The organism is Pseudomonas sp. PGPPP1 (genome assembly GCF_002255865.1).
GTDB lineage: Bacteria > Pseudomonadota > Gammaproteobacteria > Pseudomonadales > Pseudomonadaceae > Aquipseudomonas > Aquipseudomonas cremoris.
The window spans coordinates 403527-424133 of the sequence record NZ_NKIG01000001.1; the positions used below are offsets into that span (position 1 = coordinate 403527).

The 20607-nt window shown below is 57.3% G+C and carries 18 protein-coding genes; 11 read left to right on the plus strand and 7 right to left on the minus strand.

The genetic code is table 11. The features are described from left to right. The first annotated feature begins 54 nt into the window (after positions 1-54). Positions 55-498, plus strand: coding sequence for a carboxymuconolactone decarboxylase family protein (locus CFE47_RS01850; RefSeq protein ID WP_286835233.1), 444 nt, complete (start codon positions 55-57; stop codon positions 496-498). On the opposite strand, the gene CFE47_RS01855 is transcribed toward CFE47_RS01850, so the two are convergent. From CFE47_RS01855 to CFE47_RS01875, 5 genes are all read right to left on the minus strand, one after another. After that, on the minus strand, positions 499-1266 hold the full coding sequence (locus CFE47_RS01855) for an SDR family oxidoreductase (RefSeq protein ID WP_286835234.1): 768 nt from the start codon (positions 1264-1266) through the stop codon (positions 499-501). 22 nt (positions 1267-1288) lie between these two features. Then, positions 1289-2356 carry a phosphotransferase family protein gene (locus tag CFE47_RS01860; RefSeq protein WP_286835235.1) on the minus strand — a complete coding sequence of 356 codons (1068 nt, stop codon included), beginning with the start codon at positions 2354-2356 and terminating at the stop codon, positions 1289-1291. Positions 2357-2485: 129 nt separating this feature from the next. Next, complete coding sequence (locus CFE47_RS01865) at positions 2486-3439, minus strand: 2-hydroxyacid dehydrogenase (protein ID WP_185705569.1); 954 nt, start codon at positions 3437-3439, stop codon at positions 2486-2488. A 92-nt stretch (positions 3440-3531) separates the two neighbouring features. After that, positions 3532-4059 carry a cysteine hydrolase family protein gene (locus CFE47_RS01870; RefSeq protein ID WP_286835236.1) on the minus strand — a complete coding sequence of 176 codons (528 nt, stop codon included), beginning with the start codon at positions 4057-4059 and terminating at the stop codon, positions 3532-3534. Positions 4060-4243: 184 nt separating this feature from the next. After that, the gene (locus CFE47_RS01875) at positions 4244-4837 is read right to left on the minus strand and encodes a TetR/AcrR family transcriptional regulator (protein ID WP_286835237.1); all 594 of its coding nucleotides are present in this window, start codon (positions 4835-4837) and stop codon (positions 4244-4246) included. A gap of 427 nt (positions 4838-5264) precedes the next feature. Here CFE47_RS01875 and CFE47_RS01880 point away from each other — a divergent pair, with 427 nt between their 5' ends. The 5 genes from CFE47_RS01880 (at position 5265) to CFE47_RS01900 (ending at position 11420) form a co-directional block, all read left to right on the plus strand. Then, entirely contained in the window at positions 5265-5807 is a 543-nt protein-coding gene (locus CFE47_RS01880; protein ID WP_286835238.1) for a DUF3833 domain-containing protein, read from the plus strand. Positions 5808-5908: 101 nt separating this feature from the next. Beyond that, positions 5909-6214, plus strand: a complete 306-nt coding sequence (locus tag CFE47_RS01885) for a DUF6482 family protein (protein ID WP_286835239.1) — start codon at positions 5909-5911, stop codon at positions 6212-6214. A gap of 718 nt (positions 6215-6932) precedes the next feature. Next, entirely contained in the window at positions 6933-9035 is a 2103-nt protein-coding gene (locus tag CFE47_RS01890) for a P-loop ATPase, Sll1717 family (RefSeq protein ID WP_286835240.1), read from the plus strand. 9 nt (positions 9036-9044) lie between these two features. After that, on the plus strand, positions 9045-9515 hold the full coding sequence (locus tag CFE47_RS01895) for a hypothetical protein (protein ID WP_286835241.1): 471 nt from the start codon (positions 9045-9047) through the stop codon (positions 9513-9515). Between the two features lie 249 nt (positions 9516-9764). Next, positions 9765-11420: a GGDEF domain-containing protein gene (locus CFE47_RS01900; RefSeq protein WP_286835242.1), complete on the plus strand. Its 1656-nt coding sequence runs from the start codon at positions 9765-9767 to the stop codon at positions 11418-11420. A gap of 157 nt (positions 11421-11577) precedes the next feature. On the opposite strand, the gene CFE47_RS01905 is transcribed toward CFE47_RS01900, so the two are convergent. After that, positions 11578-12744 (minus strand): gamma-butyrobetaine dioxygenase, encoded by a 1167-nt coding sequence (locus tag CFE47_RS01905; RefSeq protein WP_286835243.1) that lies wholly within the window; start codon positions 12742-12744, stop codon positions 11578-11580. A gap of 53 nt (positions 12745-12797) precedes the next feature. Continuing rightward, a complete protein-coding gene (gene choX, locus CFE47_RS01910) occupies positions 12798-13715 on the minus strand; it encodes a choline ABC transporter substrate-binding protein (RefSeq protein WP_286835244.1) in 918 nt (305 codons plus the stop codon). Positions 13716-14000: 285 nt separating this feature from the next. Here choX and CFE47_RS01915 point away from each other — a divergent pair, with 285 nt between their 5' ends. The 5 genes from CFE47_RS01915 (at position 14001) to CFE47_RS01935 (ending at position 20462) form a co-directional block, all read left to right on the plus strand. After that, entirely contained in the window at positions 14001-15122 is a 1122-nt protein-coding gene (locus CFE47_RS01915; RefSeq protein ID WP_286835245.1) for an aromatic ring-hydroxylating oxygenase subunit alpha, read from the plus strand. Positions 15123-15152: 30 nt separating this feature from the next. After that, positions 15153-16127 (plus strand): PDR/VanB family oxidoreductase, encoded by a 975-nt coding sequence (locus CFE47_RS01920; protein WP_286835246.1) that lies wholly within the window; start codon positions 15153-15155, stop codon positions 16125-16127. Between the two features lie 139 nt (positions 16128-16266). Then, entirely contained in the window at positions 16267-17763 is a 1497-nt protein-coding gene (locus CFE47_RS01925) for an aldehyde dehydrogenase family protein (protein ID WP_502695422.1), read from the plus strand. Positions 17764-17773: 10 nt separating this feature from the next. Next, positions 17774-18958 (plus strand): iron-containing alcohol dehydrogenase, encoded by a 1185-nt coding sequence (locus CFE47_RS01930; protein ID WP_286835247.1) that lies wholly within the window; start codon positions 17774-17776, stop codon positions 18956-18958. A gap of 58 nt (positions 18959-19016) precedes the next feature. Further along, entirely contained in the window at positions 19017-20462 is a 1446-nt protein-coding gene (locus CFE47_RS01935; RefSeq protein ID WP_286835248.1) for a purine-cytosine permease family protein, read from the plus strand. Positions 20463-20607: the final 145 nt, after the last annotated feature.

Sequence of the window (20607 nt, forward strand, 5' to 3'; positions counted from 1 at the left end):
GCCCTGCGGGTTCTAGGCTAGGGTGTGATTGCCTTTGTCGCCCGAGAGTTGCCTATGGAACCCCGTCTGGATTACTACACCGCTTCGCCGCTAGCGCTCAAGGGCATGTTGATGCTGGAGGCGACGCTGTTTGAGCTGTCTATCGAAAAGCCGCTGTTGGAACTGGTGAAGATTCGTGTCTCCCAACTCAACCACTGTGGTTTTTGCACCGACATGCATTCGATGGCGGCGCGCCAGCGCGGTGAGACCGAGCGACGGTTGTTTGCGTTGTGTGTATGGCGCGATTCGCCCTTTTTCAGTGCCAGGGAGAAGGCTGCTTTGGCGTGGAGCGAGTCGGTGGCAACGTTGCCGACTTCAAGCATTTCAGATGAGCTCTTCACGGCGGTGCGCGTGGAGTTCAGCGAGCAGGAACTGGTGGACCTGACCATGGCGGTGTCCAGCATCAGTGGCTGGAACCGCCTGGCGGTCAGTTTTCGGCAGCAACCGCCGAATGCCTGATCAGGACAGGAAACCGCCATCCACATTCAGCGAGATGCCCGTGGTGTAGCTTGACGCATCGCTGGCCAGGTAGAGCACCGCGCCGGCCATTTCGCTCGGGGCGGCGACGCGCTTGAGCGGGATCTGCGCCAGGGCCATTTTCAGGATCGAATCGTTTTTCACCAGCGCCGAGGCGAACTTGGTGTCGGTCAGGCCTGGCAGCAGGGCGTTGCAACGAATACCAAAGGCAGCGCATTCCTTGGCGAACACCTTGGTCATGTTGATCACGGCGGCCTTGGTCACCGAGTAGATGCCCTGGAACACACCAGGGGAAATGCCGTTGATCGACGCCACGTTGATGATGCTGCCACCACCGTTTTCGCGCATCAGCTTGCCGGCTTCCACCGACATGAAGAAGTAGCCGCGAATGTTCACGTCAACGGTCTTCTGGAACGCCCCGAGGTCGGTGTCCAGCACGTTGCAGAACTGTGGGTTGGTGGCGGCATTGTTGACCAGGATATCCAGGCGGCCGAACTGCTCGCGAATTCCGGCGAACACTTGGGTGATCTGCTCCATTTCACCGATGTGGCAGGCAACGGCCGTGGCCTTGCCGCCGTCGGCGATGATCGCATCGGCCACGTGCTGGCAACCCTCAAGCTTGCGGCTGGAGACGATCACATGGGCGCCTTGCTGAGCCAGCAACTTGGCGATGGCTTCGCCGATGCCACGGCTGGCGCCTGAAACAAAGGCAATCTTGCCGTCGAGGTCGAACAGGTTGGTCTTGGACATGAGGGTTCCTTGTTGTTGTCGATCAGAGCGCGGACTTGCCGATGACTTGCAGGCTCATCTGCTCCAGCAGCTTGTTCATGTGGATGAACTGCGCAAAGCGTTTGTCCTGGGTCTGGCCATGGAAGAAGCGGTAGTAGATCTGCTGCACGATGCCGGCCAGGCGGAACAGGCCGTAGGTGTAGTAGAAGTCGAAGTTGTCGATCTGGATGCCTGAGCGCTCGGCGTAGTAGTCGACGAACTGACGGCGGGTGAGCATGCCAGGGGCGTTGCTCGGCTGGCGACGCATCAGTTGCACCGGTGCTGGGTCCGCTGCTTCGATCCAATAGGCGAGGGTGTTGCCCAGGTCCATCAACGGGTCGCCGAGGGTTGTCAGCTCCCAGTCCAGCACGCCGATGATCTGCATCGGGTTGTGCGGGTCGAGGATCACGTTATCGAAGCGGTAGTCGTTGTGCACGATGCTCGACGTTGGGTGGTCGGCGGGCATCTTGTCGTTGAGCCAGGCGCGTACCGTTTCCCAGCTTGGGGCGTCGGGGGTCAGGGCTTTTTCGTAGCGGTCGCTCCAGCCACGGATCTGACGCTCCACATAACCTTCAGGCTTGCCCAGATCCGCCAGGCCGCACGCGGTGTAGTCCACTTGGTGCAGCTCGACGAACTTGTCGATAAAACTCTTGCACAGCGCTTCGGTCTTGGCAGCGTCCAGCCCCAGTTCGGCTGGCAGGTCAGAGCGCAGGATGATGCCGTTGACGCGCTCCATCACATAGAACTCGGCGCCGATCACCGACTCGTCGGTGCAGTGCACGTACGCCTTGGGGCAGTACGGGAAGCCGTCTTTAAGCTTGTTGAGAATGCGGTATTCGCGGCCCATGTCATGGGCGGACTTGGCCTTGTGCCCAAACGGTGGGCGGCGCAGGACGAACTCTTGGCCGGGGTATTCCAGCAGGTAGGTCAGGTTCGACGCGCCGCCGGGGAACTGGCTGATGGTGGGCGTGCCGCTCAAGCCCGGGATATGGGCCTTGAGGTAGGGATCGATCAGGCTGGCATCAAGTTCTTCACCTGGGCGAATCTGGGTCGATTGGTCATTCAGCGCCATGCTTATCCCTTCTGCTTATTTTAAAGGCCTTGGACTATTTCCTAATCTAATGCGCACAACCGCCCAGCGACAAGGTCGGGGCGGCTTAATAGGTTAGCGTGTTGGATGATGATCAGCGTGCCTGATCGGTCATTTTGCGGGCGGGGGCAGGGCAACCGGTGTGAGTACTGGGCGACCGGCAAAATACTCCACCAGGTTGTCGGCCACACGTTGCACGGTGTCGTGGGCGGCTTCCGGTGACAGGCCTGCCACGTGGGAGGTCAGCACCGTGTTGCTCAAGCGCTTGAGCGCGTCGGGAACCTTGGGTTCATCGTCGAATACGTCCAGTGCCGCGCCGCCGATACGGCGCTGTTCAAGGGCGGCTACCAGGTCGTCGGTCACCACCACGCTGCCACGACCGATGTTGACCAAGAAGCCATTGGGCCCCAGTGCATCGAGGGCGTGACGGTCGATCAGGTGGCGGGTGCTGGCGCCGCCGGGCGTAGCCAGGATCAGGAAATCCGAGTTGCGCGCCAACTCCACAGCCGTGGCGCAGTAGGTGTAGTCCACATCATCGCGGGGCTGGCGGTTGTGATAACTCACCTCCATGCCAAACCCCAGGGCGGCGCGCTTGGCAATCTCCAGACCCACGGCACCAAGGCCAAGGATGCCCAATTGCTTGCCGCCCAGGGACGGGCGCATGACTTTCGGCCACTCGCTGCGGCGCACGGCGGCGTCGGTTTGTGGAATGCCGCGCACCAACGACAGCAACAAGGCCATTGCGTGATCGGCCACCGACGGCGCGTTGACCCCCGCACCATTGGTGACCACGATCCCACGGTTGCTGGCGGCCTGCAGGTCCACATGTTCATAGCCCGCGCCGATCACACAGATGATCTCCAGTAACGGCAGCGCAGCGATTTCCTCAGCGTACAAACCCAGCGGGCCACGGGTCAGCACCGCCTTGATCTGCCCGCCGTGGGCCTTGATGGCCTGGGCACGTTCGGCAGGCGTCGGCGCCAGAATCACGTGAAAGTCATTGCTCTCGATGATTTGCAGGTATTCGTTGATGGTTTCAACCAGGACCAGAACAGTGGTGGACATCGGAAGGCTCTTCCTGAGGGGTTTGAGACGATCAGTATGCGCGATTTGTCATACGGATCGTCTGCTTCAAGCATGAAATTTGTGCGTCGAGATCACAGGAAATCGACCTGTTCGGTGCGAACCCGCTTCACAAATGCGCCCGCCAACGTCGCGTTATGGTGCTCAATGATCGCCTTGGCCGGCAATGCCGGGGTATCCATGCAGGTATGGCCGTCTTCTGGCAGCACCACCGAAAACCCCCGTTCCACGGCTACCCGGCAAGTGGTGTCGATGCAGAATTGGGTTTTCATCCCCACGATGACCAATTCATTGACCTGTGCGGCGTTCAGTTGCTGCTCAAGGTCGGTGCCCAGGAAGCAACTCGGGCGGGTCTTGTTGAACAGGTGATCGCGGGATTCGTCCACATCCAACGCAGGCCACAGCTGCCATAAAGGGCTGCCTTGCGCAATTGGCGAGCCTGCCGGGCCGGTATGGCGGGCGACGAAGATCGGGGCGTTGGCGCTGCGAGCGCGCTGAATAAGCTGATTGATAGTGTCCAACAAACGCTCGCGCGCGTAGGGCTTTTCCGGGCCATCGAACAGGCCAGCTTGCATGTCGATGATCAGCAGGGCGTCAGCCATGGTGTTGCTCCTTGTGATTGCCAGGTGGCGGAGCAATAAAAAAGGCCCCGTCCATTGCTGGCGGGGCCTTGGGTTGAATCTGTCAGGTGTTTAGCTCAAGCACCCACAGCCACCGCGCGACCCGCCGGAAGCGGTCGTGGTGGTGGTACGGGTGAGGTGCATCTGAATAAGGTTCATGGCCCGATCATGCTGGGACAGGCACGGGGCTGTCAACGGGGACTAGAGTGTTTCGTACCGCTTCTAGGAATTCGTCTGACAAGGCATTGCCTCTTGTCGCACGTGCAAGGGTAACGGCGCCGACCATCATCGCGTACTTGGCCAGCATGGCCTGGCGGTCGTCATCCTGAAGCTGGGCAAACACCGCCAGCGACGCTTCGACGCCGTCAATAAAGGCCTGTTGCAACGCCGTATCCGCGGGTTCGTGGCACATGTCCGGGGCAAAGGCCGACACCGGGCAACCATCACCGGGGTTGTCACGATGCGCGGCGGACAAGTAGGGGCCCAACACGGCCTGGCGGGCGGCGGGTTGATCGTCGCTGCGGCTGATTTTCTCCTGCCAGCCTTGGTTCGCGTGTTCGAATGCCTGCTCGCAAGCCTCGGTCGCCAACGCTTCCTTGGACGCGAAGTGGCCATAGAACCCGCCGTGAGTCAGGCCGGCAGCGGCCATGACGTCGGAAAGGCTGATGCCGTGCAGGCCGCGCTCACGAAACAAATGGGTGGCGGCCTCGACGATGATTTCGCGGTTGAGTTCGGCTTGTTTGCGGGAGACGCGGGGCATGACGGGGTACTCTGGATGAACGGCGGGCACGGTTTGAAAACTACAGGATCGGGTTAGATTCTAAAATAGATTTTTAGGGGAATGTATTGTGGCTGAGCGCTTTTTTGGGGGGATGATTGTTGCGAGCCGAGCAACCTCACAATCGGCGATGTGAGGTTTTCGTATCTGCAGAAAAAGATTACCTATTCATTGTCAGGTCATTTTTTCCAGCCTATCTTGGTTAAAACCTATACAGGCAAACTGACTGCGTACAACTATCGTGCAGTGTTTTCGCTGTGGATTGGCCCTCACCCTAGGGGCCATCGTGAAAGAGCCCGCTATTAGCCAGTCCATCGGGCGCCGATAAACCTGTACATCGCTGTCACACTGTACAAGCCATATTTCCACACTTAACTCACTCCACCGCTGTGCTTTAGGGAGTAAGGCAATGACCCGATTTCTACTGTTACTGACACTGGTACTGAGCGTCTCGAGCTGCGGCAGTGTGGATGTGCACCGTTATGCGGATCAGCAACCGGCATTGAATCTGGAGCGTTTTTTCAGCCAGCCCGTCAAAGCGTGGGGCATGTTTCAGAAACGCAGCGGTGAGGTTGCCAAGCGTTTCGAGGTCAACATTGTCAGCCGGCGCGAGGGCAACAACCTGATTCTCGACGAGCAGTTCCTGTACAGCGACGGCACCCGCCAACGCCGCGTCTGGGTCCTCACGCCAGAGGGCGATGGGCGCTGGAGCGGTCGCGCGGGTGATGTGGTGGGTGTCGCCAAGGGCCAAGTCGCGGGAAACACCTTGCACTGGCGTTATCGCCTGAACCTGCCGGTCGACGACTCGACCTATGAAATGAGCATGGACGACTGGATGTATTTGATGGACGAGGACACGTTGATCAACCGCACCAGCATGTCCAAATTGGGGGTAGAGGTCGGTCAGGTGACATTGTTCTTCCGTCGCCAGGGTGTCGAAGCAAGCCAATGAGCCGCGGTTACTGACCTAGATTGACCCGTTGATGCCGGCCGACAGCGGCCATTTATTTGCCTACGATGGAGAACGCCTACCCTGGTAGGCAAGGAGTGAGCATGAACCTGCAAACCCTCACCGAACGTGCGGCCAACAGTGAAGTCCGCGAGCTGGAGCTGCTGTCACTCGAAGGTGGTTTCTATCTGGCACGAATCCGCCTGGATCACGGCCAATTCACATTGCTTGATCATGCGGCTAAACCGATGCACCTGCGTTCGATCACGCACCTGCGTGACTTGCTGCAGACCGTCCCGGCATTTCCTTGCGTGTTGGTGCAGCAATGCGCGCACGACGAAATGTGCGGCCGGGACTCAGGGCCTGTCGAAGAGCTGCGCATTCCGTTTTCGCTCACCTCGCCATTATGAATCGGACAACGCCGAGCCTCACCGAATGGGAAGCACCCGCCTGAGCGTTTTCGACGCGGAGCAGTCGCACGCACAGGGTGAGCCTGCGTCGTTCCTCTGCCGGGCAGCGTAGTTGAAGAACGATAATGTCTTGTCTTTACAGCTACTAAAACCTACCACGGCGGGCCACATCGGTGTCCCGGATCTAACCTGCGGCGATCACTGCGTTCCTACATGATGAGGGTAAGCCTGTCGTCGCTTACCCTTGTATCAATTAATACGGTCGACACGCCGAGATCGGCTAGAAGCGTACATCGGCAAGCGACCGCTGTCGGCCAAAAGCGGACCTTCGCAGGCGCCCGTTACCGGCCAAGGGGGGCGCTAGTGATTAACTGTTCGCGACCCGCAACGGGCATCAATTCATGGCTGCTGATATAGATGAACAAAAGACCCCTGACTCCCCGCTGAACAGGGTGCGGAAAACTAGAGGAAAAGCCGGTCAGCCCACAGGTGAAGTCGTGGTGAGGCGACCGCAATCTCACGCTACGTATGCGAATCGAAAAAAAACGCCGCAAACAATCTTTCTGGCTACTTTCAGGATATATTTCGAAAAGATGCCAGTGTTGGGACAATCGGCGATCGATGAGGGTGCGTTGTGATTGAGCAGAGAGGCAAGATTTTTCGATCGAAAAACATCACAAAAAATGAGCCGTCAAGCCACGCTAAGGAGAGCGCAGTGATGAATAGTATTACTCAACCTATAAGAGCAAACTCTCTAGGAGATACGACGGCAGAAAATGATAGTCGAATGTTGTCAGATGCCTTCGTCGCGACCGCCGATTTTCGTTCATTGATTGAGTCTGACGACAGAACTATTGTTGTAGGACGAAGAGGAACAGGGAAGAGCGCCCTATACATAGAGCTACAAAAGCATTGGAAAAAAGATAAAAAAGTAATCGTTATTTGCTTTTCCCCGGAAGACACTGAAATAATCGGATTTCGATCATTGTTGAGACCCTTTTCAGAATCTTTCAACCTCTCTAGGGCAGTTACCAAGTTACTTTGGAAATACACCATGCTTATGGAGATGGCCAACTATGTTTTATCAAACTACAAGCTATCCTCGCTAATAGAGAGGGATAGCCTACTCAACTCTCATCTCACGCGATGGAATGAAACCAAGGGAGGCTATCTTACCAAATCCCGAAACATAGCGAGACTATTTCTTACCTCCATTTATCCTGAGGAGGCGGTGGGTGATCTACCAGGCAACCTTGAGCTCAGCCAAGTAGAAGAAAAAGTATTAGGTTTATTTGACAAAGCGGATCGCCGGGTCGTAGTGCTGATGGATCGGTTAGACGAGGGATATGAGTCCGATGCCGTCGGTATCGGAATGATCGCAGGGCTAACCTACGCAGCTATTGAACTAAACAAAAGATCTCATCTAATACGGCCGATCGTCTTTCTGCGCGACAATATATACCGGACACTTGCAAAAGAAGATCCCGATTATTCAAGAAATATCGAAGGCCAAGTTATACGCCTACACTGGGATTGGGCCCAACTCCTAACCCTGGTTACAGCACGCATGAAACTATCTTTCAAAATAACCGTTGAAAAAGACCAAAAGGTTTGGGATAGGGTTACTGCGGGAGAGCTCCAGGGGCGTGATGGCTTTAAAAAATGTTTGCAATTCACACTTTATAGACCTCGCGATTTACTTTCACTGCTTAATGAAACTTTTTTCTGTGCTGCGCGACACTCAAGAGAAACGGCAATAATTCAAGATCTAGACCGCGCAGCACAATCCATATCAGTCGCGCGCCTCGAAGATCTGTGGAAAGAATATTCAAAAATATTCCCATCGATACAGTTGGTCACCAGCTCATTCAAAGATGGAGAGCCTGAACTATTGGTAGGAAGCGCAATTCAGGTAATACAGCACCATGTCGAGACAACTGAAGATACTAGCAATCATGAGTCTTTGGCAGAAACAAGGATACTTCAAGCCAGTGGGCTTCTGCAGTCTCTTTATAGTGTGGGTTTTATTGGCATCCACGACAGCAGCACCTCAGCTTTTTCATTTTGTCATGACGGAAGAACTCCCGACAAAGGATTTGAGAATAGAGACAAAATACTTATTCACCCTTGCTACTGGCTCGGGCTAAACCTTTCTCGCAACGCGTTAGCTCCGGAGGAGGCGGAAGAGATCAACGATGAATATGACATTGTCGTACAGTCCGCAACCCCTGAAATTCGAAAGGTAAAAATAGGACAAACAGTTTCACAGTTAGATAAGATTCCGTTGGGCAGGGATGGCGCGCGAGAGTTTGAGCATTGGTGCCTTGATACTTTGCGAATTATATTTGCTTCGCACCTTGTCAACCTTGAATTAGCACCTAATGGCCAAGCGGTACAACGTCGAGACATTGTTGGCACCAATCGTTCCGGCTCCGACTTCTGGAAGCGTGTTCACGAGGACTATAAAGTCCGCCAAGTCGTATTCGACTCGAAAAATTATTCTGGCTTAGGACCTGAAGAGTATCGGCAACTGCAATCCTATCTTACAGGTCAATACGGAAAACTTGGATTCATAATAACTCGAGATGAAGATGAGCACATGACCGGCGTGGAGTTGGATTGGGTCAGAGAAATGCACAAATCGCACTCTGTGCTAATAATAAAATTACCAGCGCGCTATTTATGCAAGCTTCTACAAAAGCTTAGGAATCCAGAAAAGCACGATGCCATTGACAGACTAATGTTTTCGCTACTTGATAACTACGAGAGAAATTATTTGCAGTTAAAAACAACGTACACCAGACGACCAAAAAGAAAATAGCGCAGGCCGATGATGGATATTATTCAACAGGATAAAGTAAGCAGGATTGTCGAAGGCGATTCCGATCGAAAGAAGTCGGAGGAGAATGCTCAAAAGTTTTCGAAGATGCTTAATTGTTACTTGTCTAGGGAGTTTGAAGAAAAAAAGAGCCTCACTGAGTCAGTGATAGGGCATACCGTGAATGCGCACGGTGATGAATATGAATTATATCTTCGAGTTACACCGCCCAAGGGCGGCATATGGGATTCGGACACCTTGGTAATTGCTAGAATTGGATTCAAAGAGCACCGACGGGGCCACGGAAGAAATTTTATGGCTTTTTTAGTCGAGTCCGCAGGGAGTATTGGGTACAGCAAAATCGGATTGGAATGTACTAATGATAAATCTGATGCATTCGGCAAACGGTTTGGACTTCAGAAACATGGTGTTTATAATCATCTTTTAGGTACAGTGCACACTATAACAAACAACTTAAAATGAGCTGGCGAGTAGTTACAGCAAGAGAAAGTAGCGACTACCTTGGGTTGCTCAAACGATTCGGAATGCGATTGTCTGCTTTTGGCCGGTAGCTGCCTGTTGTAGGGAACCAAACACCATCTACGCCGCAAGCGAGGGCAACGGCCGCTTGGGTTATCGTGGTGCGCGATTGCTGGCCCCGCATGAGTGATGTCAGAATGAACCGCCGTGCCTTGCACGCTCAACGATAAGCGCGATTCACGGACTATCACCATGCCTAGCCTCTGTTGCTGTTCTAACACGGCAGGACCGTCGGAGAAACTTCTCCTGGTTTGGCTGCGTCGACTGCTGTGTTTTTTGTTGGTCTGGGGTCCGGCTGCGTGGGCGGTTCCTGGCGCTCAACAGAATGGCGCCGAGCAGGTGATTGATGTACAGCTACGTTGGAAACATCAGTTCCAGTTCGCGGGCTACTATGCCGCCATCGCAAAGGGCTATTACCGCGAAGAAGGACTGGACGTTCGCTTGCACGAAGGTGGTCCCAACGTCACACCGGTCGAAGAAGTGCTCTCTGGGCGTGCCCAATACGGCGAAGCCAACAGTGAATTGCTCTACGCACGTCTGCATGGAAAGCCCTTGGTAGCGCTGGCGGTGATTTTTCAGCATTCACCTTCCGTGCTCGTGGCTCGCACAGACCAAGGTATTCGCACTGTGCACGACCTGATCAGCAAGCCGTTGATGCTGATGGATGCACAGACCGATGCTGATTTTCTGGCGATGTTCCGTAGCGAGGGTATACCCCTCGAAAAACTACAACTGCTACCCAGCAGTTTTCAAATTGGGGATCTGGCCAGCGGTAAGGTGGCGGCGTTCAACTCGTACCTGACCAACGAACCCTTCTACCTGCAAGAGCGGGGCGTGGATTACAACATCATCTCGCCCGTCACTTATGGGATCGACTTCTACAGTGACATCCTGTTCACCAGCCAGGTCGAGATTGACGAAAATCCGCAGCGGGTAGAGGCCTTCCGCCGCGCTACCTTGCGCGGCTGGCATTACGCGATGGATAACCCCGAGCAAATCATAGACCTGCTGCTCAATCAGTATTCGGTGGAGAAAAGTCGCGCGCACTTGCAATTCGAAGCTCAAGCCATGCGTCCGCTGGTGGTATCTGACCTGATAGAGATCGGTCATATGAACCCAGGGCGTTGGCAACGAATGGCTGAAACTTTTCTTGAGCTGGGTATGGTTGACAATATCGCCGGTCTGGAAAACTTCATTTACGATCCAAACCCGCCACAGCTCGTCGAGCGGCTGCGCAAGACCATTGTGCTGATCAGTATTGGCTGTGCGCTTGTGCTTATGTTCGCTCTGGTTCTGTTAAATGCCCAGCGCCATCTGCGCAACGAGATCAAGTTACGCAAACTGGCTGAAGAGGAAGTACACAAGCTGGCCTTCTATGACAGCCTGACTGGCTTACCCAATCGAAATAGTTTTATTCCCTTTGCTAGTCAGAAGCTGCTGGCCGCAAAGAGCCGTGGAGAACATCTGGCCCTGTGCTATATCGACTTAAATCACTTCAAGCAGATCAATGATCGTTTTGGCCACCAGGCAGGCGATGCCATCCTGATCCATGTAGCCACGGCCATCAAATCCAATATTCGCGAGTTCGAAATAGCCGCGCGCATGGGCGGTGACGAATTCGTAGTGCTGCTCGACGGCGCGCATCACAGAAGCGATATCCAGCGCATCACTCAGGATATCTGCAAGGCCGTCGACCTGCCCATTCCATGGAAAAACAGCCAGATCAAGGTCAGCGCCAGCCTAGGGGTGGCGTGGTACCCGGAAGATGGCGAAGGTCTGGATGATCTGATTTTCAAAGCCGACACCGCCATGTTCCAAAGCAAAGCAAGTATCGCTACCCAGGCTTGAGGCTGCTGGTGTGGTGCTCCTGCGAAAAGACTTGGTAGTTAGAAACCATTGCACCACTGCGGTTTGCGTGTGCGTCCTCCTTCGCATGACACTTTCACGACCTACAGCGAGAATCACCCCTGGGTGCGAGCTGTCAGAAGGCCACAACTCCATTCTGTTAAAGCAAACGCTGACGCTCCAACACCAAAATACGCGACAACAGCTCATCCCTGTCCACATAGCACCCCTGCAGATGCCGCACGCCTGAAGTCGGGTCGAAAGCATCGCGGGCGTGCAGGCTGCGACGGTTGTCGAAGCACCACAGCTCGCCTTCATTCAGGCGCCGGCGAAACTGAAAGCGCGGTTCGCGGCTCAGTTCGATAAAGCGTCGATAGGCATGGTAGAGCGCGGGCATCAACTGTGGTGCGGTGGTGAATGGGCCGCGTAGAAAGTTCGCCATACGGACTTCGGCTATTTCCCCGCGTGCGTCCAGCGCAATGATCGGTGCCAGGCAGCGGTAGTCGCTGTTGCGGTCCTTGTTGCGAAATTCCACCGGGATTTCGCACAGGTGGCGGAACGCTGCAGGGTCTTCTTCCTGCAGTGCCTTGGCCACGCTGAAACCATCGACAAACAGGCTGTCGCCGCCGCTGGCCTGGTTGATCAGGCAGTGCAGAAATTGCAGCCCGGGCTGTAACTCACGGGTTGGCAGGTCGGTGTGCAAGGGCAGGTTGAACGGGGTGTAGGCGTTGCTGTCGGCATCCGCCTTGGGCTTGACGTTGAACAACACGCCAAAATTGCTTTCGCGGATAAACGAAATACGTTTGGCCAGCGCAATCAGCGACTCGGGGTCGGTGGGCACGTTGCGCACTTGGGTCAGGCCGATATCGCGCAGCGCCAGCAACCATTGCAGCAATATCTCGGGTTCCTCCATCACGCCATGGTAGTCGAACACCGGCAGGTCGAGGTCATGGTGCCAATAGTGTTTTTGCCCACGGCGCTCGAGCTGTTCCTGGCGCGACGCATCGTCATAGGCGTGGGCGCGCAGCCAGCCGGGTTCAAAACGGCTGCGGTGGCCGTCTTCCCAGTTGATCAGCAGCAGGCCCTCGGGGTCGATTTCGGCGCTGTGGGGGCGCAGGTTTTCCGGTACGTCGGCAATTTCGAACACTTGCTCCCGCGTGACGCCATACACGCACTCCGAGCACGGGCAGTTGTCCCGCAGCCACAGGTAGTGAAAGGGGCTCAGGCGCTGGTCCGCCCATTTGACCTGCACCTGGTCTTCCAGGCACTCGACCGTCTCCAGCGAGCTGATCAGGGGGTACACGCGATAATCGGCAATCGAACTCATGGCTATCTCCTCAACAATGAAGTGTGGTGCAGGGGGGGCGTTCGATTGAGGTCTCAGGGCGTGTAGGGTTCGCCGTTGTAGGTGGTGACACCGGCCGTCCAGCGCTGGTGATCGTCGGGGTGGTTTTTCAGCCACTCGCGGGCCATGTCCTGGGGTTTTTGCCCCGCCAGGATCGACACCATCATTGCGCTTTCGCTGGCGGTGGTGAAGGTCAGTTGATCCAGCAAGCGCTGGACGTTGGGGCAGCGCGGGCCGAACGCCGGCGTGGTGACGGTCCACACCTGGGCCGCGCCTTCCTGTGGGCCGAGGGTGTCGTTGCTGCCGGTGAGGTATTGAATGTCGAAATTCACATTCATCGGGTGCGGCGCCCAGCCGAAGAACACGATTGGGGTCTTGCGGTTCACCGCGCGTTGCAACTCGGCAAGCATGCCGGCCTCGCTGGATTCAACGATGCGAAAGCCCTTCAAACCGAATTGATCGGTGTCGATCAAGGCCTGCAATTGCTGGTTGGTCGCCGAACCCGCCTCGATCCCGTAGATCTTGCCGCCCAGGGCATCCTTGAAGCGGGCGATGTCGGCGAACGTTTTCAGGCCCTGGTCAAACAGGTATTGCGGTACGGCCAGGGTGGCGTTTGCATGGGTCAGGTTGGGCGCGGCGGAGACGGTGATCTGCTGGTTGTCTTTCAGGGATTGGATTTCGGCGTTCATCAACGGGTCCCAATAGCCAAGGAACACGTCGAGTTTCTTGTCCTTGAGACCGGTGAGGATGATGCTTTCCGAGGCGAAGGTTTGCTTCACGTCGTAGCCCATTTCACTCAGCAATTGCTTGGCGACGGCACTGGTGGCCATCACATCCGTCCAGTTGGCGACGCCCATTCTGATCTGCTTGCAGGCGCTGTCCGGCGCTGCAAGCAGTGAGCCGGAACACAACATCAAGGTAAACACACTCAGGTAGCGGGGCACGGTGCGCATTGTTCATTCCTCCAGGCTTGATTGGGCAGATGCTTGTTAACGGTTATCCGGAGCTTTGTTTTTATTGTCAGCAACACGTAATAGGGCAAGACACTGCGCATAGCTGCGAGTTGAGGCGAACATAATCCCTACTGAAATAGATTTCAATAACGCTAGTGAAATAATTTTCAGTAGGTGCGTGGATCCCAGCCATTGCTTTTCTCGCAGGTTTCCGAGATTATTTTGTTAACCAAAGGTTTTGCGTAAACCAACAGTTAACAATAATAACCCAAGAGACCGCCGATCGTGAACACCTTCCTGAAATTGCCTGCCGATTTTTGTGCCGATGTCGAACGCGCTCATACGCTGCCGGCTGCGTATTACACGCAACCACAGGTGTTTGAGCAGGAGAAAGAGGCGATCTTCGCCAAGAGCTGGATCTGTATCGGTCATCGCAGCGAGGTGGCCGAGAGCAACGCCTACATCACCCGGGAAATTGTCGGCGAAAGCATCATTGTCGTGCGCGGCCGCGACGCAGTGCTGCGGGCCTTCTATAACGTGTGCCCACACCGTGGGCATCAGTTGTTGACCGGCAGCGGCAAGGCGAAAAATGTCATCACCTGCCCGTACCACGCCTGGGCGTTCAAGCTCGACGGCGAACTGGCCCACGCGCGCAATTGCGAAAGCGTCGCCGACTTCGACAAAGACAACTCCAGCCTGGTGCAACTGCGGGTCGAGGAGTACACGGGGTTCATCTTCATCAATATGGACAACGCCGCCGGTACCGTCGAAGCGCAACTGCCGGGACTGGAAACCAGTATGCGCGATGCCTGCCCGGTGATTGACGACCTGCACCTGGCGGCGCGGTTTGTGAGTGAAACGGCGGCAAACTGGAAGTCCATCGTTGACAACTACCAGGAGTGCTACCACTGCGCGCCGGCGCATCCGGGGTTCTCCGATTCGGTGGATGTCAGCCAATACACCCACACGCTGTTCCAGAATTGGTCGTTGCAGTTTGGCCGGGCGAAGTCCTCCGAGCGCTCGTTCCAGTTCGATGACACGGGCGATGCGGCGAAGTATTCCGGCTATTGGATCTGGCCCTGCAGCATGTTCAACATGCCACCGGGCGGCAACTTCATGACGGTGATCTACGAGTTTCCGATGGACGCCAACACCACCCTGCAGCACTACGACGTGTACTTCCTGAACAAAGACATCACCCCCGAGCAGCAAGCGCTGATCGAGTGGTACCGCGACGTGTTCCGCCCCGAAGACCTGCGGCTGGTGGAGAGCGTGCAGCGCGGCCTGAAGTCCCGTGGTTATCGCGGCCAGGGCCGGATCATGACCGACAAGGCCCGCAGCGGCCTGAGCGAGCATGGCATCGCGCACTTTCACAACATCATCGCCCGTACCCAGCACAGCGACTGAGCAACGGTAACCCAGCAAGTGAGGTGAGTGATGGCTGACAAGTACCAATGGTTCAAGGTGAAGGTAGTCGGGGTTGAGCAACAGACGCCGCTGATCAAGCGTTTTACCCTGGCCCGTGAAGACGGCCAGGCGCTGCCGGCGTTTACCGGCGGTAGCCACGTGATTGTGCAAATGCAGGAGGCTGACGGGCGTCAGCACAGCAATGCCTATTCGCTGCTGAGCGACCCGGCGGATACCCGCCATTACCAGATTGCCGTGCGCCTTGAAGATCCGTCCAAGGGCGGTTCGGCGTTTATGCATCGCCAGGTCGAGGTCGGCACGGTGCTGACCCTTTCCAGCCCCAACAACCTGTTTGCCATTGACCCAGGTGCGGCGCGGCATGTGCTGATCGCCGGCGGGATTGGCATCACCCCGTTCCTTGCGCAGCTCCCCGAATTGCGTGCGAGCGGGGCGGATTACCAACTGCACTACGCGTTCCGCAGCCCCGAACACGGTGCATTTCACCCTGAGTTGATGGCCGGTCCCCACGCCGAACGCACGCGGCTGTACATCGACAGCCAAGGCCAAACGCTGGACATCCACGCGTTGATCGCCGGGCTGGACGACGCTGCGCACCTGTATGTGTGCGGCCCCCGGCCGTTGATCGATGCGGTCATCGACACCGCCCGGCAGTTGGGAGTAGCGGAAAGCCGCGTGCATTGGGAGCAGTTTGCTGCGGCGACGCCTGCAAACAGCGGTGTGTTCAGCGTAACCCTGGCGCGCTCCGGTCGCGAGTTGTGGGTGGAGGAGGGCATGAGCATCTTGCAGGCCATCGAAAACGCCAAGGCCGCGACCGTGGAATGCCTGTGTCGGGAGGGCGTGTGCGGCACCTGTGAAACGCAGATTCTGCAGGGTGAAGCGGAGCATCTGGACCAATACCTGAGTGATGAGGAAAAAGCCGCGCAAAAAACCCTGATGATCTGTGTGTCCCGTGCACGAGGCGCATCGTTGGTGTTGGACCTGTAGCTGCATCGGTGTTGATCGAGCCCGCGAAAGCGGGCTTTTTATTGAATTTAATTTCAATAGAGGCTTGTTTGTTATTGAATGGAATTTCAGTATGGCCTAGGATTGCCACAGCCTGACAAGAACAAGATGAGGTGTTGCAGTGCCAGTTTTGAAAGACACAACCTATTGGCTCCAGAAAGCCAAAGACCTGCGCCTTGAGGGCCGGGCGTTTATTGATGGGGTCTACGCGCACGCCGATGACGGGGCGACCTTCGGTTCCTACAGCCCGATTGACGGTGAGGCGCTGGCGCAGGTTGCGCTGTGTGCCAGCGCCGATGTCGACAAAGCCGTAGCGGCGGCAAGGCGCAGTTTTGAGGCCGGGGTCTGGTCGGCCCTGGCGGCGCGTGATCGCAAAGCCGTGCTGCTGAAATGGGCGAACTTGCTGGAAACTCATAGCGACGAGTTGGCCTTGCTTGAGTCTCTGGACAGCGGCAAGCCCATCGCCGACACCACCGGCGGTGACCTCCCAGGAACGATTTATTGCCTGCGCTGGTTTGCTGAACTGATCGACAAGCTGCACGGCGAGGTGCCCGCCACTGAACCGGGCTTTTTTGGCACCGTGACCCGTCAACCGCTCGGCGTGGTAGCGGCGGTAGTGCCGTGGAATTACCCCCTGTTGATGGCCGCCTGGAAGTTCGCCCCGGCATTGGCTGCGGGTAACAGCGTGGTGCTCAAACCGTCGGAAAAGACGCCACTCAGCGCGCTGCGTATCGCCGGGTTGGCCCTGGAGGCCGGGGTGCCTGCAGGCGTATTCAATGTGTTGGGTGGCGACGGCGCGACAGGCCGGGCGCTGAGCCTGCATGGCGATGTCGACTGCATCGCGTTCACCGGTTCCGGGGCGGTCGGTCGGGATATCGCGAAGAACGCGGCCGTCTCCAACCTCAAGCGTGTCTGGCTGGAGTTGGGCGGCAAGTCGGCGAATATTGTCATGGCCGACTGTGCGGACATCGGCCAGGCCGCACGCTCTGCCGCCGCCGCGATTTTCGCCAACATGGGCCAGGTGTGCAGCGCCGGTTCGCGGCTGCTGGTGCAACGCTCGATAGCCGACCGATTGATCCCGTTGCTACTCGAGGCCACCGATGCCTATCAACCTGGCCACCCGCTGGACCCCGACAGCGTGACCGGCGCCATTATCGACCGCGCGCAGTTCGAGCGGGTCTGCCAGTTCATCGCGCTGGGCCGGCAGGAAGCGCAGTTGCTCAAAGGAGGCAACCCGTTGTCGGTGGTCGGGGAGGGCGCTTACCTGGAACCGACGATCTTTCTCGCCCAAGACCCATCGGCGCGCATCGCCACTGAAGAGATCTTCGGCCCGGTGCTGGTGGTGATGCTGTTCGACACCCTCGAAGAAGCGATCGCAATCGCCAACAGCACCGAATACGGCCTGGCGGCTGCCATTTGGTCGTCCGACCTGAAGACTATTCATGCCGCCACCCGCCAACTCAAGGCCGGCACGGTGTGGGTCAACTGTTATGACGAACTGGTGGATATGAACTTCCCGTTTGGCGGGTTCAAGGAGTCCGGCAATGGTCGGGATAACTCCGCCCACGCGCTTGGCAAGTACACCGAGTTGAAATCAACCATCGCGCGTTGCGGTTAAGGTGAGTCCCGTGCAAAACACTCTTTCAGCGTTGAACCCACAGAAGTGGACCGTCCCCCTGCCAATGGAATATGGCCCCGGCGCCCGTCGGCAACTGGTCGAGCTTTGCCGCGAATTCAACATTTTCCGGCCGATTATCATCACCGACCAAGGCTCGTTGAACCTGCCCTTTGTCGGCGAGATGCAGCGCAGCCTGACCGACGCCGGCCTGGCATGCGGCCTGTACGGTGGCATTGAGCCCAACCCCACGGACACCTCGGTTATCGCCGGTGCCGCCGCGTTCCGCGAGTGGCGCGCCGACGGCGTTATTGCGTTGGGTGGCGGCAGCGGCCTGGACGGTGGCAAAGCCGTGGCGTTGATTGCCCAGCAGCAGCGTTGCGACCTGTGGGCATTCGATTTCGACCAGCCCGTGCCCAGCGGTTTTGGCAGCGCCGATTTCCCGCCGGTGATCACCATTCCGACCACCGCCGGCACTGGCGCGGAAACCGAAAGCACCGCGATGCTCACCGACACCGCTCGCGGCATCAAGGGCTGTGTCTGGCACCCTCGGGCGCGGCCTTCGGCGGTGATCCTCGACCCGGAACTGACCCAAAGCCTGCCCGCCAACCTGACAGCGTGGACCGGCTGCGATGCAATCATCCATGCCTTGGAAGCCTACTTTGTTCCCAGCTTCAACCCCCTCAGCGACGGCGCGGCGCTACAAGCCCTGAGCCTGCTGTGGACCTCGATCGACACCGCCGTCGCCCAGGGGCAGGACCTCGAAGCTCGCGGCAAGATGCTGATCGGTTCATGCCTGGCCGGCGTGGGCTTTCTCAAGGGACTGGGGCTGGTGCATGCCCTCAGCCATATGGTCGGCGCGACCTACAACACCCATCATGGCTTGACCAACGCGATCATCCTGCCGGTGGTGCTGCGGTTCAACCAGGCTGACATCAGCCCACGCCTGACCCCCGTGGCCCAGGCCCTGGGCCTGCCGGACGCCGGTTTCGAAACGTTCTACACCGCCATCTGCGCCAAGCTCGACCACCTCAATATCCCCAAATCCCTCTCGGCCCTGGGTGTGCAGCACGCCGACATCGGCGTGATCGCGCGCAAGTCCATGGGCGATCCCGCGCGCTTGACCAACCCCCGCGACAGCTCCGTTGAGCAACTTGAGCAACTGCTGGCCCAGGCGATCGACAAGGCCCGCGACTGATTGACCCGCTGTACCGCTTTGCCGTGCAACCAAACCAATAAAAAAAGGTGCAACTCACATGTCTGCCTCTCCCCAAGTCGCGTCCAAGGGACGCCTGAACCTGGAAACCCGCTCCATCGATTACGTGCCGCTTGCCGAGCGCCATGGCAAGGCCTGGCACTTGTGGCCGATCTGGTTCTGCGGCGAAGCCCACCTCACCACGCTGGCTGTCGGCATCATCGGTGTTGGCATGGGTGCCAACCTGTTCTGGTCGGCGGTGGCGATTTTCCTCGGGTGTGCGTTCGGCACGCTGTTCATGGCTGGGCACTCCACTCAAGGCCCGCAGATGGGCCTGCCGCAACTGATCCAGTCGCGCCCGCAATTCGGTTATTTCGGCGCGCTGTTGGTGTACGCGGTGGCCATCGCTACGTATGTGGGCTACAACGCGTTCAACCAATTGCTGGTGGGGCAAACCCTGCACGAACTGTTCGACGCGCCGGAACATGGCTCGGCCATCGCCTTTTCGTTGCTGGCGATTGTCATGGCAATTGCCGGCTACAACACCTTCCACAAGGTGCAGCGGGTGCTCGCGTTTGTATTGATTGGCGTGATGCTGGTGTTCACCGTCGGGCTGGTGTTCCTGGTCAAGCTGCCGGCTGAGCAGTTGACGGTTTCCGGGTTCAAGGCCACGCCGTTCCTGGCGCAGTTTTTTGTTGCCGCCGCCTATCAACTGAGCTGGGCGATTTACGTCTCTGACTATTCGCGCTACCTGCCGGCGAACGTCAGTGTGAAGTCGTCGTTTTGGTGGACCTACTTGGGCGCCATGATCGGCGGCGTGTGGATGATGTTGATCGGCGCCCTGGCCGCAGCATTGAGCCCGGGGCAGAACCTGGCCAAAGGCCTGGTGATGCTCGGCAACCTGCTGTTCAGCGGCTTTGGCGAGTGTCTGTTGATCCTCGCCGTGCTCAGCCTGGTCACCAGTGCCGCACAGAACTTCTACGGCGCATCCATCACCCTGCTAAGCATTGCCGACACGATCAAGAGCCAGACCTCAACCCTGTTCAAGCGCATCGTTTCGATGCTGCTGGTGGGCGGTACCGCGATTGCCATCGCGATGACGGCATCGGATAACTTCGTGAAGGACTTCGGCGACTTCCTCGCGATCCTGCTGTACCTGTTCACGCCCTGGACCGCGATTAACCTGGTGGATTTCTACAAGGTGCGCCACGGCAAATTCTCGATTACCGAGATCTTCAAGCCCAACGGCATCTATGGCCGCTGGAACTGGCGCGGGATTGGCGCCTATGTGGCGGGGTTCGTGGCGATGCTGCCGTTCTCCAGCACCGGCTTGTACACCGGCTACGTCACCACGCTGCTCGGCGGTGCGGACATCAGCATGTTGGTAGGGCTGGTGGTGTCGGCGCTGGTCTACGGTTGGCTGTGCCGCTCGCAGAACATCGCGCAGGAACTGTCGCGCATCGAGGTGCTGGACAAGGACCTGGAAAGCGGCCTGCAAGCCGGCTGAAGCACCGTCTTACGCCTCACCGCCTGCAATGGGCGGTGAGTGCGCCCCTGCAAACCCGTCTCCCGCTGATTTCCTGCCACTCATCGCGCAAAAAGTTGCTAAATTGACGCCTCGTTTAAAGCCCTGGCCTTGATCCTCGTCGTTG

Bases quoted from the DNA above. Each gene is read 5' to 3' on its own strand.
- CFE47_RS01850 (WP_286835233.1), top strand. From the start codon at position 55: ATGGAACCCCGTCTGGATTACTACACCGCTTCGCCGCTAGCGCTCAAG.
- CFE47_RS01855 (WP_286835234.1), bottom strand. From the start codon at position 1,266: ATGTCCAAGACCAACCTGTTCGACCTCGACGGCAAGATTGCCTTTGTT.
- CFE47_RS01860 (WP_286835235.1), bottom strand. From the start codon at position 2,356: ATGGCGCTGAATGACCAATCGACCCAGATTCGCCCAGGTGAAGAACTT.
- CFE47_RS01865 (WP_185705569.1), bottom strand. From the start codon at position 3,439: ATGTCCACCACTGTTCTGGTCCTGGTTGAAACCATCAACGAATACCTG.
- CFE47_RS01870 (WP_286835236.1), bottom strand. From the start codon at position 4,059: ATGGCTGACGCCCTGCTGATCATCGACATGCAAGCTGGCCTGTTCGAT.
- CFE47_RS01875 (WP_286835237.1), bottom strand. From the start codon at position 4,837: ATGCCCCGCGTCTCCCGCAAACAAGCCGAACTCAACCGCGAAATCATC.
- CFE47_RS01880 (WP_286835238.1), top strand. From the start codon at position 5,265: ATGACCCGATTTCTACTGTTACTGACACTGGTACTGAGCGTCTCGAGC.
- CFE47_RS01885 (WP_286835239.1), top strand. From the start codon at position 5,909: ATGAACCTGCAAACCCTCACCGAACGTGCGGCCAACAGTGAAGTCCGC.
- CFE47_RS01890 (WP_286835240.1), top strand. From the start codon at position 6,933: ATGAATAGTATTACTCAACCTATAAGAGCAAACTCTCTAGGAGATACG.
- CFE47_RS01895 (WP_286835241.1), top strand. From the start codon at position 9,045: ATGATGGATATTATTCAACAGGATAAAGTAAGCAGGATTGTCGAAGGC.
- CFE47_RS01900 (WP_286835242.1), top strand. From the start codon at position 9,765: ATGCCTAGCCTCTGTTGCTGTTCTAACACGGCAGGACCGTCGGAGAAA.
- CFE47_RS01905 (WP_286835243.1), bottom strand. From the start codon at position 12,744: ATGAGTTCGATTGCCGATTATCGCGTGTACCCCCTGATCAGCTCGCTG.
- choX (WP_286835244.1), bottom strand. From the start codon at position 13,715: ATGCGCACCGTGCCCCGCTACCTGAGTGTGTTTACCTTGATGTTGTGT.
- CFE47_RS01920 (WP_286835246.1), top strand. From the start codon at position 15,153: ATGGCTGACAAGTACCAATGGTTCAAGGTGAAGGTAGTCGGGGTTGAG.
- CFE47_RS01935 (WP_286835248.1), top strand. From the start codon at position 19,017: ATGTCTGCCTCTCCCCAAGTCGCGTCCAAGGGACGCCTGAACCTGGAA.